Genomic DNA, 17,606 nt, shown 5'->3' with positions numbered 1-17,606 from the left:
TTCACACCCCCTCGCTATCGCTATCACTTAAAATTGCATCGATATAAATCGACGGATTGGCAAGGGTCTTTACCGCGTCTTGCACATATGCCAGCAGCTGTTCCGCTCCCATGCCGATCCCGGCAATGCACACCGCCAATGAAACAAGGGATGCCATTGAAGCCTTCGGAAGGGGCTTTTTGTCCTCATTTGTAATAATCGTTTCCCCAAAGAATGAACTTAAAAAGATTTTAAGCAAAGAAAAGAGCACCACGAGGCTTGATGCAAATCCAAGAAACAACAATACATATGATCCCGCTTCAATTGCCCCTTTTCCAATCAGCACTTTTCCGACAAACCCGCTCAATGGCGGAATTCCGACCAAGGCCAACATCGCCAAAAAATAGAGCCATCCGAATAAAGGGTAGTTCCGGATCAATCCGCTCATAAAATCGATCCTTTTTTCCCCCGTCAAATAAACCATCATGCCTACCAACAAGAACAACAATGCTTTCGCAACCATGTCATGGAACAAGTAAAACACGGATCCTGCAAGGGCGGTTTCCGTTCTAACCGCCAAACCGATTAAAATAAAACCGACAGAAATCACAATGTTGTAAGCGGCAATCTTCAAAACATTTCTGGAAGACAGCGCTCCTAAACATCCTAAAACAATCGTTAATCCCGCAAAACATCCGAGGATGGCATGGGTTGTTTCCGGATGGTGCGGAAACATCAGCGTGAAAGTGCGGATCAGCGCATATACACCAACCTTTGTAAGGAGCGCGGCAAACAAAGCCTGTACGGCGGCAGGAGGCACAACATAAGATCCGGGCAGCCAGAAAAACAGCACCAGCCCCGCTTTTAAACTGAACACAATCAGCAGCACCAGAGACACTAATGTTAAGATCGGATCCTGCCCAACTTCGGAAACCCTCTCTGCAATATGGGCCATATTCAGTGTTTTCACAGTACCATATAAATAAGCCAGGGCTATCAGAAAAACGGAAGAAGCCACTACGTTGATCAACACATATTTTAAAGATTCCCGAAGCTGAACCTTTTCCCCTCCTAACGCCACAAGGACATACGATGCCATTAACATGACTTCAAAGCACACAAAGAGATTAAAAATATCCCCTGTCAAGAAGGAGCCATTGACTCCTGCAACCATCAATAGAACAAAAGAATAAAAGAACATGGATTCATGCCTATCCCCGATTGTTGAAAAGGCATAAAGCAAGCAAAACAATGTTACAATGCTTGCTGCAAGCACCATAAGCACCGAAAATGAATCTGCAACGAACAAAATTCCATAAGGCGGTTTCCAACCGCCGAAGTCTAATTTTAAAATCCCCTCTTTTCGTACAAGCTCCAACAAAACGAAGGAAATGATGCTCACCGCCAGCATTGACGCAAAAGCGATCAGCCTTTGAACCGCTGCAAATCTTCTCAAAAATACTAAAACAACTGCCGAAAAAATAGGAATAATCAGCGGCAATACAATGATGTTATTCATCTGGCATTCCTCTCAATTCTTTAAAATCGTCCGACCCGCTTGTTTTATATGTCCGATAGGCTAATACAAGCAAAAGAGCTGTAGTGGCAAAGCTGATCACAATCGCGGTTAAGATCAAGGCTTGCGGCAAAGCGTCGGTAAAAGGTTCTTCTTCATGGCCGATTAACGGCACATTCCCCTTTTTTAACCCTCCTACCGCCATAATCAGCAAGTTGACCGCATGGGACAATACCGCTGTTCCTATAATGACGCGAATCATATTCCGGGAGAGGATTAGATAGGTTGCCACTGAAACAAGTATGCCAATTAACACCATCATCAATTGTTCCATACACTACTCATCCTCACTTATGCTTAAAATCATCGTAACGAGAGTGCCGATGACGGTTAATGCAACTCCCGCCTCGAACAATGTCACCGTTGTTAAATGTTTATCTCCTATAAAAGGAAACTTGAAATGCCCATCCGTATGGGACAAAAATGGCAGATCAAAATAAATCGCCCCAAGACCTGTCCCTGCAGCAATAAACACCCCGAGAGCGGCTACTTTTTTAAAATCAAATGGCATCTTTCTTTGGATCGTTTCGATGTCATATGTGACAAACAAGAGAATGATCCCGGAAGCAAGCACAAGCCCCCCGATGAATCCTCCCCCCGGCGCATGGTGCCCTGAGAAAAACAAGTAGACGCCGAGAGTAAGGATTATCAGAATCACCACTTTTACGACGGTCCTTAAAATGACATCATTAATTCTCATTTTGTCCCCCTCCTTTTGCTTTCAGCTTAATGAGGGTGTATACGCCCAATCCGGCAATAAACAGCACGACCACCTCGAGCATCGTATCAAAGGCGCGGAAGTCTCCCAAAATGGTATTGACGATATTTTTCCCGCCGGCTAATAGATAGGAATCATTATAGTATTCGGAAATCGTTTTGAATTTTTCATAATGGAGGGCAGCCAAACCGGCCATTGTCACCGTTGCCCCCATCGCCAGAGATATCACCAGATTTCTTGCCTCTTTCCATTTTGATTGCACCCCTCTTTTAATCTCCGGCAAATGGCGAAAACAAAGCAGAAAGAGCACGGTTGAAACGGATTCCACTACAAGCTGGGTCAACGCCAAATCCGGAGCCCTGAATACGATAAAGAAAAAGGCGACGGAATATCCTAATACACTGGTCAGAAATACAATCGTAATCCGGGATTTCGCAAACAATATTCCGATGGAGGAAACCATGATGATGACCATTAAAATGGCTTCAAACACATCCAATGACTCCGGATTGACCGGGCTCCAGGAGAATACATCCCCATAAAGGAAATAGCCCCCGACAACCAATAAAAATGCAACAAAGATATAAACAAAATAATCTGTCAAATTACCTGTCATATATCTTCGTGTAAAGCGGGCCGACAGCGATTCACTCCATAGAATCCCGTTATTGAAAAGGGCGTTCAGCGATAAATGATATGGAAGAATTCGATAAATCGCTTTCCAGCTCTTTAACAAACTGTAAAGGAAAATCCCCGCAACGACTGCCAAAATCGTCATCCACAGTTCCGGGCTAAAAAATCCATGCCAAGCATGAATGGTTGGCGCCAGCTCTTCAGCGGATGGAAACATAGGGAAAATGCTTGCCATTGCAGGGTTTAAAACATAACGGCCCAAAAGGTTTGGGAAAAAGAAAATGCCGACGACCAAAATAATAAGAATATAAGGAGAAATCAACATGCCGACAGGCGCTTCGTGGGGATGTTTATCCAACAGATGCGTCTTCACTTTGCCAAAAAACGTTTTCCCGACAATGATGAGGCAATAAACAAATGTAAAGACGCTTGCAATCCATGCAACAAGAGGAATCAAAAATCCGATATGATCAAGGGACAAAATGCTCAAATCCTGAATATGCAGCGTTGCAGCAAAGAACATCTCTTTGCTTAAAAATCCGTTAAACGGGGGAAGTCCTGCCATCGATAAACAACCGATCAGGGCAATTGTAAACGTCAACGGCATGAAATACATAAGCCCTCCAAGTCTTCGGAGGTCGCGGGTCCCCAACTCATGGTCCAAAATCCCGACCATCATGAACAGCGCGCCTTTAAAAGTGGAATGATTGATTAAGTGAAAAATCGCGGCAAAAGCGGCTTGCGTATAAATCACCGTTTCCGACGAATGGCCCAAATAAATCGCCACAGAACCCATTCCCAATAAACTCATAATGAGCCCCAGCTGGCTTACAGTGGAAAAAGCGAGCATCGCTTTTAAATCCACTTGTTTTACGGCGTTGAAGGAACCCCAAAACAATGTAAATAAACCGACGCCGGTTACCAGCCAGAACCAGGCTGCTTCATTTCCAAATACCGGCGTAAACCTTGCCACTAAATAGATCCCCGCTTTCACCATTGTTGCCGAATGCAGATATGCACTGACAGGCGTTGGCGCCTCCATCGCATCCGGCAGCCAGATATAAAACGGAAATTGTGCGGACTTTGTGAAAGCCCCTAATAGAACCAATACAAGTGCCGGTACAAACAAAGCACTTTCCCGAATCAAACCTGCCTTTTCAATGATTTCACGAATGCTTAAAGTACCTGACATCTCATAAAGCATTAAAAAACCAGCAAGCATGGAAATTCCGCCGGCGACCGTAATCAGCATCGATTTCCTGGCCCCTGCCCGGGAAGCTTTCCGATGATGCCAAAAGGCGATTAACAGGAAAGATGAAACGCTTGTCATCTCCCAAAAACCGTATAAGACTAATATATTATCAGAAAGAACGACCCCTAACATCGCACCCATGAACAGCAAAAGATAGCAATAAAAGTGATATAACTGTTCACTCTTGGATAAATAAAAAATCGAGTACAAACCAACTAAACTTCCCACTCCGGTAATGAGTAAGCTGAACATTAAACTGAGACCATCAAGGTAGGTAGTGAAATTGATGCCTAACGAGGGGATCCACTCATGTGTGAACGTAATGATTTCACCATTTGATATGCGGGGAATATATGTTGTTAATATAATGAATAAAACGAGTGAAACAGCCGTCACAAGCCAACCAATGTATTTTTTGCTTATGAACCTGTATAACATGGAAATCAACAAAGCAAAAATAAACGGGACGAGGACGACGGCAACATCAAATGTCACAAAATCTTTCCTCCCTTCACCTCTTCACCATTAACATACTTGACGAAAACAAACAGAAGATGCATAATAAAGAGTCAATAACAGGATTGAAAAAGTTATGCATAAACTTAGAAAAGTTGAAACTTAGCTACAATTTTAAGTATATAATAAAGCATTATGTATTTCATGGAATTTGATTACGGAAACTTAAATCCGTTATGATACAAAATTTAAGAGGTGCTTTTAAAAAATGGTGAATGATGCAAAAAAACGAACGGATGAAAGTATTTTGGTTTGCGTGTATTATGGATTGAACGGAGAGAGGCTTATCCGCAGGGGCCACAAACTCGCCACTTTGCTCAATTGTCCATTATATGTACTGACCGTCGATTCAAAACCTCTGGACCATTTCGATGCTGAAAAATCAGGTTATATTGAAAGATGGACGGAACTTGCCAAGGAACTTGGAGTTGAAAAATTTATCATTCGCGACAACGAGAAACGGCCTATTCAAAAAGTCATCGCGGAAGTCGCAAAGGAATTGAATGTTTCCCAAATCATCGTTGGGCAAAGTGCGCAAAGCCGATGGGAGGAAATTACAAAAGGTTCTCTCCTGAACGTCTTATTAAAAGAAATTCCTTTTGTCGATTTTCACATCGTGGCCGTTAACCCTCCATCGGAAGATGAAGAATTCGACATGTATGAAAAAGGTGTCCGTGCATACATCGTCCCCGTAGGAGAAAGATATAAAATCGTCTTTACATGCCCTAAATCCCGCTATATCGAGGGTATCTTCTTTAAGGAAATCGGCACGGACTTCGACAATGGGATTTTCCGTTTCTCGCACAACAATAAAATGTATGAGTTGAAGATTGAAGAGGACTTTGTGGCAAACCCGGAAAAAATTCCTGAAGAATATAGACATTATTTAGTATAAGCATGCAGAAGCATCTAGCGCTTCTGCATTTTTTTGCATAGGCCGTTCATGATTCGTTCATGCTAAAGGGAGAGACGAAAGGAGTGGCCTCTGCATCATGGAAAATTTCTGGGAAGTAAACTTTTTGGATATCGTTATTCGCAGCGTCATTACCTTCATGGTCATTTTAGTGCTGGCAAGAATTATCGGGAAAAAACAATTGAGCCAATTAACTTTCTTTCATTACATCACAGGCATCACCATCGGATCCATCGCAGGTGAAATGACAACACAACTAAAAACGCCATTTTTCGACGGAATCGTTGCTCTTTTATGCTGGACCGTCCTCACCCTTCTTATGAGCTTCATTTCCATCAAATCGACCAAAATCCGAGTGATTGTCGATGATCGTCCGACGATTTTAATTCAGGATGGAGTAATCAATCAACACGGGCTGAAAAAAGCAAGGCTTCATGTGGATGAACTGGCTATGCTTCTGCGGGAACAAGGCGTCTTTTCATTTGAAGAAGTCCAATATGCCGTATTTGAGACAAACGGAGAACTGAGCATAATGAAAAAATCGCAATATAGTCCCGCTACGAAAAAAGATGTGAGCGCAAACGTTTCCCAACCAACTTACTTCCCTACAGAAGTTATTTCTGACGGAAAGATTGTGAAGAAAAATCTTGATGAATTAAATTTAACCGAAGAATGGCTGTTGAATAAGCTTAAAAAGAAAAAAATCAAGAAAGTGGAAGATGTCTTTTTCGCTCAGGTTCTTGAAGATGGCTCACTTTATGTTTCCCTTTTTAATAACAAAAATAATAAGGAAGGTTTGTCCAAAAATTAAGGGATGGGACAAACCTTTTTATAATTTTTAATATCTTTTATTCATTCAGACTGATTGTAACAACCTGCTGCCCATTACCTCATATGCCGGGCAGCGGCAATTACCATTTAATGTAACATACAGTATTTTTCTTCCTGCGATAAATTTTCAGTTTGCATCAAAATTTTGCTATACTTTTATTCAAAGAACTTAGCAAATTCTATGCACAATGAAGAAATTCTATCATTAAAAAATTTTGAATAAGTAGGTTGTAGCACCATGAAAAGCAACTTTCTATACCCAATACTGATTCTTACAGCAGCCGGCAGTTACGGCATCCTGTCAACCATCATTAAAATTGCGATGGAAGTCGGCTTCACTGCCGATGAAGCGGTGACAAGCCAATATTTGATTGGATTCTGTCTCTCTTTTCTGCTCCTTTTCATGAAAAAAAGAAGATTCCCCAAGTTTAGAAAAAAAGACTTTATAACGCTCCTGTTTGCCGGTATTTTTACCGGAACCACCGGCATTGTGTACGGAAAGTCTTTAAATTATTTGCCGGCTTCCCTCGCTGTCGTATTGCTCTTTCAATTTACATGGATTGGCATGCTGATTGACTGTCTTCTGCGGAAAAGATGGCCAAGCCGCCCTGAAGCGGCTTCCTTGGTTCTGCTTTTTGCGGGAACAATCTTTGCCAGCGGACTGGTTGATGCGGATTTATCGGGCATCCGTTGGCAAGGCTGGTTTTTTGGCTTTTGTTCCGCCTTCAGTTTTGCGATTTTTCTGCAAATCAATTCGAAATCCATTGAAGGGATTGCAACCATTGAAAGAACCTTTTTTACATCTTTTTTTGCCCTTATAATGATTAGCATCTTCTTGTCACCAGAAATAGTATGGAACGGTATATTAATAAGAGAAGGACTATGGAAGTTTGGATTGGCGCTTGGATTCTTTGGAACCATTATACCGATTTTTCTGCTCGCCATAGCTGTTCCAAAAGTCGGCGGCGGCCTAACTTCCATCTTAAGCGCAATGGAACTGCCGGTTGCTGTTTTTGCTTCTGTCATCGTACTCCATGAACCTTTTTCCTGGCTTCAAGTAATCGGCATTGTGCTCATTTTAACGGGAATTGCGCTGCCAACCATCTTTTCAGAAAAGCAGCTGAAATTTGTACGTAAAACGAAAGGCTCGGAAGTTTAAGGATTGTTTATTTATAGATTGTTTTTAGTATGATACTGGGGGCGATGATCGTGATGTTCCAAGAATATAAAAGCCGCATCCATGAAGCTGAAGGCACTCAATTTCCTTCAAACAGTTATCGGAAAATCGTGCTGCAGCCTGCCTATGAAGAAGCAAAAAAACATTTCTTAAAAGCAATGGTGCAAATACATATTGCCCATTTAAAGATGCTTGAAGAACAACAACTGATTTCAAAAGAAGATGCCCAAAAAATCGGCGCTGCAATCAGCCAGCTGGACTTGGAATTTTTTGAAAAGCAGGATTATCAGCCGCAATTTGAAGATTTATTTTTCCATATCGAATATAAATTGATGGAAATTGCCGGAGATGTAGCGGGAAATTTGCATATAGGAAGAAGCCGCAATGATATGGGAATCGCCATTTATCGCATGACCATCCGGGAAAAACTGCTTGATTTAATGGAAGAATTGGTGACTTTAAGAACTTCCCTGATCACCTTTGCATTGGAGCACGTCAATACCATCATGATCGGCTATACCCATACCCAACAAGCCCAACCGACAACTTTTGCACATTATTTAAAAGCTGTGATTGACCAACTGACACGGGATTACAAACGCATGCAGCACGCCTACCAAACGGTGAATCGGAGCAGCATGGGGGCAGCCGCACTTACGACAACAGGGTTCAATATCAATCGGGAGCGGATGCAGGAATTGCTGGCTTTTGATGGAATCGTTGAAAATGCATGGGATGCGGTGGCCGGTGCCGATTATATTGCGGAAACGGCAAGTGTCGTGCAACTGGCCGCTTTGAATCTTGGCCGCACCGCGCAAGATTTTTTGCAATGGGCCACACAAGAATTCAATGCAATTAGTCTTGCCAGTCCTTATGTCCAAATCAGCTCGATAATGCCGCAAAAACGTAATCCGGTTTCCATTGAACATACCCGTTCGTTGCTTTCATCTGTCGTAGGCGATGCTTCCACAGTCCTGCAAATGATTCATAACACGCCGTTTGGAGATATCGTGGATACAGAGGATGACATGCAGCCTTATATTTGGAGGGCCATGGATAGATTGCGCGGAATCTATAAATTGTTTGGCAGTTTGGTAGTGACAATGGATGTCAATAAAGAAAAACTATTGGAACGGGCCGAAAAAAGTTTGGCAAACGTCACACAACTTGCCGACACGCTCGTCCTGACCGAAAAAATTTCCTTCCGTCAATCCCACAAAATCGTCTCTGAATGTGTACGCACCTTGTTAAAAAACCATAAGGATTCCATTGACGATCTAACGTGGGAGCTTGTCAATGAAAAATGTATCGAACTCTTGAATAAACCATTGAATATTTCCAAAGATGAATTCTATCAATCTTTAAAACCGGCACACTTCGTTAATATCCGTAAATTGCCTGGCGGTCCAGCGCCAGCAACGATGAAAAAATCACTCTTAAAAGCTAAAAAAGAAACCTATACCCTTTGCAAATGGATTCAAAATAAAAAGGACGCCATTGTTCAAAGTGAAAAACGGTTGCAACAATACTTGGATGAATGGAGAAGAAGGTAAAATGACTCAATATATTTTAGCGGTTGATGGCGGAGCAACAAAAACGGTTTTGTCATTGAGGGATATTAAAGGAAATATATATTTCGAAAAAACATCAACAAGCACCAATTATCAGGCAATCGGCACGGAGAAAGCCGAAAAGGTTTTGACAGATTTATTGGGAGATGCATACAAAGAAACGGGAATCCGTGCCATTGACATTGCCGCATTTGCAATGGCAGGCATCGACACAATAAAAGGGCTTTCTATCGTCCAACTGATGGTTGACCGAAGCTGCAAAAATTCCCCGTTTCAAATCGGAAGGATCATTGTAGAAAACGATGTGCAGTCCACATTAATCGGATTAACCGGAAAACAACCGGGTGCCCTTGTTATATCTGGCACCGGTTCCGCCGCCTATGCGACAGACGGCAAAGGAAAAATTGTACGCTCCGGGGGATGGGGGCACCGGGTTGGAGATGAAGGCAGCGGTTACTGGATCGGGAGGGAAATATTGAATGCGATATTCCGATTTGAAGACGGCCGCCTTCAAAAACCTACCGTCCTCACCGATCTTGTTTATGACATGTTGCAAATCAGCAATATTGAACAATTGAACGATTGGATCTATCATCCCGATTACACAAATGCACAAATCGCCAACATTTCCAGAGTGCTTCCGAAAGCCATTTCCCTTGGTGATGAACGGGCGATTGACATTGCTTGCAATGCCGCTAAAGAGCTGGCCTTGATGACCCATGCCGTCCTTCGAAAAGTGGGGCAGATTAATGAAGATTTCACGGTTTACCTGAATGGCGGCGTCCTAAAAAGCAATGCAGTAATCTTAAAACTGTACAAAGATTATGTAAAGGAAAAATATCCTCGTATTTCCTTTCATTTATGCAATCAAAATCCCATTGACTATATTGCCAACAGAGCCATCCTTTCATTACAATAATAATGGTTTTTCAATTTCGATCAAGTCGGTCGGCACGTTAGTAACTGGGGCTAGAGGAAAGCCCCTTTTTCTTTTTTGCAATTTATGAAGTTTCAATTGCCATTCTTTTTAATCCTTCATCGGTTTCGAAAATTAAAAAACCATTTTCAACTTGCAGATTGCTTACTTTTTCCGGGTAAATAATGGATTCTTCCGTACCGTTTGTCCGGATTCTTGCAAGATAGGCGCCATTTGAATAATTGCTGAAATAGATCCAGTCGCCGGCCCCAACGATATATTGGGCTCTGCTTCTTGTTAACCGCTGATTTTCCCAGGTCGATAAACTCAATCGGTACAATCGGTTGTAATCCTGGACATTGCTGTAATAAATATGCCCCTCGTGTTCATAGGCATGATCCATTTTTGCCATAAAATCATATTTTTTGCTTGTCGCTTTTGGATAATCCCCTTCCTCCCAATGATGATCCAATTTCATCGTCGCATCATCAACAAGGAAATATTGATATCGTACGATATTCCCCCGGTCAGGCACCGGATCATTCCATGTAGTATCCAAATGATACCAATTCCCATCCACTTTTACTAAATTCCAAGCGTGAGGGCCTGTATTCACCTCGCCCACTACATATAATGTTTCAACCCCAAGTTCCCTCAGCATTTTTAAAGCAAGAAGCGCATAGCCTTGGCAGACCCCTTTATGTTCTTTTAAAACGGCCGCCGCGCTATGGGGGCTTAAATTTGTGTCAGTGCTGTATACGGTATTTTTTACAATATAATCATTCACAAATTTCACTTTTTCAAAGTCGGACATGGCATTTGCATTCACTCTGGACAGGATCCTGTCCACCTGTTCATCCACATACCGTTCCAGTTCAGCATTTGTTAAATATGCTTGTTTTACTTTGAAAATGGCATGGCTGTTATCGTACTCATAATCAATTTTCCGATCGCCCAAGTGGCCTAATATATATTGATCGCGATTGGAGGCATCTTCCACCGCCTGTTTAAGGAGGATTTCGATATTGTTTGTATTCCCCTTATACTGTATTTCAAAATCCGTATCCCATTGGCTGAAATGGTAATAAAATGCATCCGCCAATTCTTCGGCAGATTGCGCTTGATTCTGCAATTGAACAGTGTCTTGTAAATCGGATATCGTTGAAGCAGTATTTAAAACTTTCTCCGTTGCTGTTCGGTCCACATCCTCAATATTGATGTTTTCAATCTTTTCTATCACTTTATTTATATTAATTGCTTGAACCGCTTCTTCCCAAATAGGTTTCGAAAAATCATATGCAGGCTTCAACAAAATCAGGAGTATTACGATGATTGTTATGCGTTTGAACAAATTATCTTCACCACCACTCACATGATCACTTGCAACTTCTTCTATACAACCATTTAATACATTTATTTCCTTATTCATAAAAAAATTACTCACATCATCCTTCAAATCCAATAAAAATGTACGATTTTTTATGTTGAAAGTTTCATGATTTTTTTTTGTGGTAATTCATAAAATTTAGAAGGATTTGGTGAATGATTTTTTTGGAGTTCATAATTTCATCGTAATGAATAATCGAATTCTTTTTTATTTTCGCTTGGCCAATCGGGATTTCATAGATTGGTATTTGCCGTTTGATGGCTTCTATAAGCATATTAATGTCATAGTCATAAGAATCACCTGGGACATTCAGAAGCCAAGATAAATCCTTTTTTGGAATCGAGCGCAAACCTGTTTGAGCATCCAAAATGCGGCGATGGAACAGCAGTTGAAATACTAATGACGCTGCTTGTTGGCCAATTGCGTCCTTAAAAGACAAGTCTTTTGAACGGAAATTACGAACCCCTAAAACAATCCCGTTGGAAAATAATCTTGAAGTTTGTAATACAAGGCTTACATCCTCAATCGTATGCTGCCCATGAGCCCCTACTGTTAATACGGAACCGGTTTTCGGAAAATGTTTTAAAACGTAGCGGAATCCTGTTTTTAAAGCTCTTCCTTTCCCTTTATTTTCGACATGATCTAACACAATGCATTGGTCCATTGATGATAGTTCGCGGAAAATTGAACGGTATTTCGAATCACTGCCATCATTTACGATAATGATAGAATGAATGCCCAATTCTAATAAGCTCTTTGTATATTCAATGAATGTCGGCAACGGATTTAGGGCTGGAATGATTACAATCGGTTGTTCCACGGCCAAATCACCTAAAATATATATTCTATTAATGTTAGTATACTATTTTCATAGATCCATTACATTTTAATTGCAAAAATAAAAAATCATCCAACTTGTGGATGATTTAACTGATATTTGATATTTATCTCTCTCTTCTATCGGATTACCACTATTTCAGTACTGCCTGTTCCATTTCATGCCTAAAGGCCTCTATTGCCCGTTTAATATTTACAGGATGCCCTAGCTCTTGGAGCACTTCACCGATTACCTGAATAGCTTTTTCCAACATTTCAGGGGTAGTATTTCCCATATGGCCGATACGGAATGCCTTTCCTGCTAGATGCGCTAATGAACCTGCAACAATGATTCCGCGGGATGCAAGTGCATTTCGAAAAGCCGCATCCTCCACGCCTTCAGGGTAAAAAATGCAGCTTAATGTGGGGGCCGCAACTTCTTCCCTTGCCAATGGCTGCATACCATAGGACCGCATTGCTGCTCTCATCCCCTTGCCATAAGCGATATGCCGTTTTTCTCTCCTTTCCATTCCTTCGGATAATATAATTTTCAAAGCCTCATTGTAGGCATAAATTAAATTGACTGGAGGAGTCGCAAAATATTTTGACGGGTCTTCCATAATCGGCTTCCAATTTTCAATATCACAATAATAAGCAGGAATACGTCCTAATTGTTTTCGGGCCTCCAGCGCCGTTTGATTAAACGCAACGATGGCAAGGCCCGGCGGTATGCCAATGGCTTTTTGTGAACCGGTAAGAACGATATCCAGTTTATAATCCGGATGTCCATACGCTTTACTCATATTTTCATCCATTGCTGCAGTCGCGACAACGCCGTCTAAAATGACCAGTGCACCTGCACGTTTAATGATCGGGACCAAGGCTTCTAAATCGGCAACAACCCCAGTGGATGTATCCGCATGGGTGATGGTGACAGCTTTATAAGTTTTTTCTCTCAGGGCTTTTTCTACTAATGAGGGATCAATTTGCTCCCCCCATTTTGACTGCAATACATCTACCTGCAAATTGTAAGCTTCTGCCAATCTGGCAAATCGGTCGCCAAAATAGCCCTGACTTAAAACCAATAAACGCTCATCTTTTCCGACGGTGTTAACTATCGCCATTTCCATTGCCAACGTACCGGATCCCGCCACAACAAATACTTCTCCATCCGTTTGGAATAGTTCCCTTGTTTGCCGCAATGCATTTCTATAAACTTCGACAAAACGTGGATCAGTATGCCCTCTTGTTTCTTGTGACAAAGCATCATAAATCTCATCCACTACCGGAGTCGGACCCGGAACTAATAGAATATCCTGATTCCGCATTTTTCGTTCCCCTTTTTCATATATTTAAGAAGAATAATTCTCGTTAAAACGCTTTTTTCCTTCTACTATTTTAGTTAAAAAAAAAGACCTTACTTGTGAGTTTACCCAGACAAGTAAGGTTTAAATCCCCAATTTGCTTAATATATTCCTTAACATACCCCTTTAGCATTAAAACTATCAATATAGGAGGCAACCTATAGATTATTTAAACAATCCCCTTTGTGTAAAGACGTAAGCGATTTAATGAATTCATTGTGATCTTTTGATTAGTTTCAATGAGAATTCATCAACTCTTTTACGAAACGACCGTTTTATAAAACTTTTTTGGTTTTATTCATTTCCATCATCACTGTTTGAGCATTTCCTAGAATACCTTTCGGATGGCGAATTCATTGTTTTTTAGAGTAGTCTTCCGTTGCTGGCCTGAATTAAAACTGAGTTTATGCTGTCCTACCACATAATCATGAAGCGAAGAATTACCCCGACAAATTTTCATCCGAAGTCCTTCCCGGAAAAGGTACCTTCAGGAACTTCTGAATAACATTCATTCAAAACTTGCACGTCTGTTAATTTTTCGATTTGATTTGGAGAGTCTACTTTACAGCATTAAATTCCATAGCTAGATAATTGAACGCTTAAACAATTGTTTGTGAAGTAAGCATATTTTCCCAAATTGGTGAAGTGGCTCTTTAGATTTGCAAAAAACTAATAAGTTCTTGCTATTTTAGCAATAACATGCTTTTTATTTTCGAATTGGAATTTTTTGGTCAGAAGGGAATGGAGCAATCGCCCGATTCCCTTCTTTCAAATTTTGTTTATCATTTCACTTTCATAGACAAACTTTTATATTACGCGAACTGTTCTGCTTCAGTTGAGCCTGCCATCGCAGTTGTTGAAGAAGTACCGCCAGAAATAACCATTGATACTTCATCGAAGTAGCCTGTACCAACTTCACGTTGGTGTCTTGTAGCTGTGTAACCTTTTTTCTCCAAGTCGAATTCAGCTTGTTGCAGTTTAGAGTAAGCTGCCATACCTTGATCTTTGTATTCAACAGCCAATTCGAACATGGATTTGTTGAGTGTATGGAATCCTGCTAATGTTACGAATTGGAATTTATAACCCATCTTCGCGATTTCACGCTGGAATTCTGCAATCTCTTTGTCTGAAAGATTTGCTTTCCAGTTGAAAGATGGTGAACAGTTGTAAGCTAGCATTTTGCCAGGGAATTTAGAGTGGATTCCTTCAGCAAATTTGCGAGCTTCTTCCAATGATGGTTTAGATGTTTCGCACCAGATTAGGTCAGCATATGGTGCATAAGCCAAACCACGGGCAATTGCCTGATCAATACCTGCTCTTGTTTTAAAGAATCCTTCAGGAGTGCGTTCACCAGTAATAAATTCGTGGTCGCGAGGGTCGATATCGCTAGTTACCATGTCCGCTGCATCAGCGTCAGTACGAGCGATTAAGATTGTATCTACACCCATCACGTCTGCAGCTAAACGCGCAGCAATTAGGTTACGAATCGCATTTTGAGTTGGAAGCAATACTTTACCGCCTAAGTGACCGCATTTTTTCTCAGAAGCCAATTGGTCTTCCAAGTGAACACCTGCAGCTCCTGCTTCGATCATGGCTTTTACTAATTCGAATACGTTAAGCGGTCCACCAAATCCTGCTTCCGCATCGGCAACGATTGGTGCGAAATAGTCAAAATCATCGTCGCGGCCTTCTGCATGCTCTATTTGATCAGCACGTTGTAATGCTTGATTGATGCGTTTTACAACATGTGGAACTGAGTTTGCCGGATATAATGATTGGTCTGGATACATTTGACCTGCCAAGTTCGCATCGGCTGCTACTTGCCAGCCTGATAGATAGATAGCTTTCAAACCGGCTTTTACTTGTTGTACAGCTTGGTTACCAGTTAATGCACCCAATGCATTGATGAACTCTTCTTCATGCAACAGTTTCCAAAGTTTTGCAGCACCACGTTTTGCTAGTGTGTGCTCAATTACTACAGACCCCTGTAATTTCACTACATCTTCTGCAGAATATGGGCGTTCAATTCCTTTCCAACGCGGATTTTCAGCCCAATCTTTTTTTAATGCTTCTACTCTTGCCTTTCTTTCTTGTTGCGTTAACATTTCATTCACACCTTCCCCTTTAATTCAATACACTCTGTTAGAAAAGTAATTTACATTCTGTTTCATAACAGGTATATTTATTATAAGCCTAATATATAACAGTCGCTGAAAAAATGTATAAATTTATGACGAAATACAGAATTTTCAGGATGAACTAATTATTTTGGGGGATGAATGCGCAAGATTCAGAATTTTTAAAAAGGGGGAAATGCACGTGGAGATGAAATGTTTTCCTGTTTCAAAAAAGGGGTTAGAGCAATTCAAAATTATATTAGAAGATTGGATTCCAAAAAACGCTTCCATTGCCTTGGCGTACGAAGATTCTTATATTTATTTTGCTCCAAGCTTTGAACATGTGAACCTGAAAATTGAGAGGAAAATTCATCCTGAAAGCGTTGCGGCCCGTGTAATTCAAACACGAATCAAAACAGATGTGATTGTGGATTCAACCATCTTTGGGGAACCTTATTTTGTCATGGGTTATCCAATTTATTTAGATCAAAAAGATGCGGCATTAATCATTATTTTCCCGTCTTCCTATACACCAGTCAAAAAGGAGCCTTACAAATTTTTGACCGGAAAACAAGAAGACATGTGGACGCCTGTTCCCGTTGAAGAAATCACTTATATCGAAAGCCTTCAAAAGCGGACTTGGTTTTATACAAATGATGATCAATTTAAAACAAATTTCACGCTGAAAGAGCTCGAAACAAAACTGCCTGAATTTTTCATAAGAATTCATCGCTCCTATATATTAAATATGTATCATATAAAAAATATTACAAAAGACATTACGACAAACTTTATTATTCAACTGAAAAACGGAGTCGAGTTGCCTGTCAGCCAATCGTATATTAACAATTTGAGAAGAGCCCTTGAATTTTAATTCATCAAAATTCAATATTAAATTAAAAAAACGGAATAAGGGAAAAAATAAAGATTTTTTCCCTATTCCGATTTTATAACCATTCTCTAAATTAGCACCGTATAAATAACACTTGTTAAGTCTATATAAATAATAAATAGCCAACAAACCACTAGATCGAAAATCCTCATAAGGCTCAAATTCTGCAAAACTGATTTGTGCAAGCAACCCTAATGGTCCATTCGCATTTTTTGGGTATTCCATATTTTTTGGAAAATATCCAAACCCACCGATTTTTGAAGTGGTTAATGAATAATTTCAGTTTAATACAAGGTTTATTTATAGATAGAAACTTATCTTGTAAAGATCTGGGATAGTTTTTTAAAGCATCGAATTGCGCTTTCGTTAATTTATTCACATTACCAATTCCTTAGCTTAAATTTTAAAAACTAAAAATCAAAAATTGAATACAAATAACAAAAAAATTTTATAATTCATATAACAGTTGTCTTTGTAGCATTTGATTTAATAACAAAAAAAGCTTAGAGAAATGGAAGTTCTCTAAGCTGAGCGGTTGCATATACCAGGAAGGACATTAAAATATTTTAGCAACACAATTTTACAAAAAAAACCAAAATTTTATGCTATCCTAAGCAAAAAAAGCACCACTTTTTCAGTGGTGCTTTCTTGCGAAGCGACGTCCTACTCTCGCAGGGGGAAGCCCCCAACTACCATCGGCGCTGAAGAGCTTAACTTCCGTGTTCGGTATGGGAACGGGTGTGACCTCTTCGCTATCGTCACTTCACAATATGAGGATTGTTCCCTCAAAACTGGATAACGGCATCGAAAGTGTTTTTTTCTGGTTAAGTCCTCGATCGATTAGTATCCGTCAGCTCCACACGTCACCGTGCTTCCACCCCGGACCTATCTACCTCATCGTCTTTGAGGGATCTTACTTGCTTACGCAATGGGAAATCTCATCTTGAG

14 protein-coding genes, 2 rRNA genes and 1 pseudogene are annotated in these 17,606 nt (G+C 40.6%); 6 read left to right on the top strand and 11 right to left on the bottom strand.

Features of this window, described 5'->3' with window-relative positions; genetic code table 11:
* Position 1: 1 nt before the first annotated feature.
* From FKZ59_RS11615 to FKZ59_RS11600, 4 genes are read right to left on the bottom strand one after another with little or no spacing between them, the layout of a single operon-like run.
* Positions 2–1,498 (bottom strand): Na+/H+ antiporter subunit D, encoded by a 1,497-nt coding sequence (locus tag FKZ59_RS11615; protein ID WP_141602923.1) that lies wholly within the window; start codon positions 1,496–1,498, stop codon positions 2–4.
* Positions 1,491–1,829 (bottom strand): Na(+)/H(+) antiporter subunit C, encoded by a 339-nt coding sequence (locus tag FKZ59_RS11610; RefSeq protein WP_141602922.1) that lies wholly within the window; start codon positions 1,827–1,829, stop codon positions 1,491–1,493. The genes FKZ59_RS11615 and FKZ59_RS11610 overlap by 8 nt, the downstream gene beginning before the upstream one ends.
* Positions 1,830–1,832: 3 nt before the next feature.
* Complete coding sequence (locus FKZ59_RS11605) at positions 1,833–2,255, bottom strand: Na(+)/H(+) antiporter subunit B (protein WP_141602921.1); 423 nt, start codon at positions 2,253–2,255, stop codon at positions 1,833–1,835.
* Positions 2,245–4,653: a Na+/H+ antiporter subunit A gene (locus FKZ59_RS11600; RefSeq protein WP_141602920.1), complete on the bottom strand. Its 2,409-nt coding sequence runs from the start codon at positions 4,651–4,653 to the stop codon at positions 2,245–2,247. Before FKZ59_RS11600 ends, FKZ59_RS11605 begins: the two co-directional genes overlap by 11 nt.
* 232 nt (positions 4,654–4,885) lie before the next feature.
* Here FKZ59_RS11600 and FKZ59_RS11595 point away from each other — a divergent pair, with 232 nt between their 5' ends.
* From FKZ59_RS11595 to FKZ59_RS11575, 5 genes are all read left to right on the top strand, one after another.
* Entirely contained in the window at positions 4,886–5,569 is a 684-nt protein-coding gene (locus FKZ59_RS11595; protein WP_408057503.1) for a histidine kinase, read from the top strand.
* Between the two features lie 97 nt (positions 5,570–5,666).
* Entirely contained in the window at positions 5,667–6,398 is a 732-nt protein-coding gene (locus tag FKZ59_RS11590) for a DUF421 domain-containing protein (protein ID WP_181733284.1), read from the top strand.
* Positions 6,399–6,656: 258 nt separating this feature from the next.
* A complete protein-coding gene (locus tag FKZ59_RS11585) occupies positions 6,657–7,577 on the top strand; it encodes an EamA family transporter (RefSeq protein WP_141602918.1) in 921 nt (306 codons plus the stop codon).
* Between the two features lie 53 nt (positions 7,578–7,630).
* The gene (gene argH / locus FKZ59_RS11580) at positions 7,631–9,148 is read left to right on the top strand and encodes an argininosuccinate lyase (protein WP_181733285.1); all 1,518 of its coding nucleotides are present in this window, start codon (positions 7,631–7,633) and stop codon (positions 9,146–9,148) included.
* A gap of 1 nt (position 9,149) precedes the next feature.
* Positions 9,150–10,085, top strand: coding sequence for an N-acetylglucosamine kinase (locus FKZ59_RS11575; protein ID WP_181733283.1), 936 nt, complete (start codon positions 9,150–9,152; stop codon positions 10,083–10,085).
* An 82-nt stretch (positions 10,086–10,167) separates the two neighbouring features.
* Here FKZ59_RS11575 and FKZ59_RS11570 read toward each other — a convergent pair whose 3' ends face one another.
* From FKZ59_RS11570 to aceA, 4 genes are all read right to left on the bottom strand, one after another.
* Positions 10,168–11,511 (bottom strand): transglutaminase domain-containing protein, encoded by a 1,344-nt coding sequence (locus FKZ59_RS11570; RefSeq protein ID WP_246045884.1) that lies wholly within the window; start codon positions 11,509–11,511, stop codon positions 10,168–10,170.
* Positions 11,512–11,575: 64 nt separating this feature from the next.
* Positions 11,576–12,289, bottom strand: coding sequence for a glycosyltransferase family 2 protein (locus tag FKZ59_RS11565; protein ID WP_141602915.1), 714 nt, complete (start codon positions 12,287–12,289; stop codon positions 11,576–11,578).
* Between the two features lie 151 nt (positions 12,290–12,440).
* The gene (locus FKZ59_RS11560; RefSeq protein WP_141602914.1) at positions 12,441–13,613 is read right to left on the bottom strand and encodes a pyridoxal-phosphate-dependent aminotransferase family protein; all 1,173 of its coding nucleotides are present in this window, start codon (positions 13,611–13,613) and stop codon (positions 12,441–12,443) included.
* Between the two features lie 848 nt (positions 13,614–14,461).
* Positions 14,462–15,754: an isocitrate lyase gene (gene aceA, locus FKZ59_RS11555; RefSeq protein WP_141602913.1), complete on the bottom strand. Its 1,293-nt coding sequence runs from the start codon at positions 15,752–15,754 to the stop codon at positions 14,462–14,464.
* A gap of 220 nt (positions 15,755–15,974) precedes the next feature.
* Between aceA and FKZ59_RS11550 the strand changes: the two genes are divergently transcribed.
* Positions 15,975–16,640 carry a LytR/AlgR family response regulator transcription factor gene (locus FKZ59_RS11550; protein WP_141602954.1) on the top strand — a complete coding sequence of 222 codons (666 nt, stop codon included), beginning with the start codon at positions 15,975–15,977 and terminating at the stop codon, positions 16,638–16,640.
* Between the two features lie 87 nt (positions 16,641–16,727).
* Here the strand turns inward: FKZ59_RS11550 and FKZ59_RS15135 are convergent.
* The 3 genes and pseudogenes from FKZ59_RS15135 to FKZ59_RS11535 all read right to left on the bottom strand — a co-directional run.
* Positions 16,728–16,913 (bottom strand): annotated as a pseudogene (locus tag FKZ59_RS15135) (DUF1963 domain-containing protein); the annotation flags it as partial.
* Between the two features lie 395 nt (positions 16,914–17,308).
* A 5S ribosomal RNA gene (gene rrf / locus FKZ59_RS11540) occupies positions 17,309–17,424 on the bottom strand.
* A gap of 54 nt (positions 17,425–17,478) precedes the next feature.
* Positions 17,479–17,606, bottom strand: a 23S ribosomal RNA gene (locus FKZ59_RS11535); the annotation flags it as partial.

It is taken from the genome of Ureibacillus terrenus, assembly GCF_006569205.1.
Taxonomy (GTDB): Bacteria; Bacillota; Bacilli; order Bacillales_A; family Planococcaceae; genus Ureibacillus; species Ureibacillus terrenus.
This window is presented reverse-complemented; position numbering and strand designations above follow the sequence as displayed.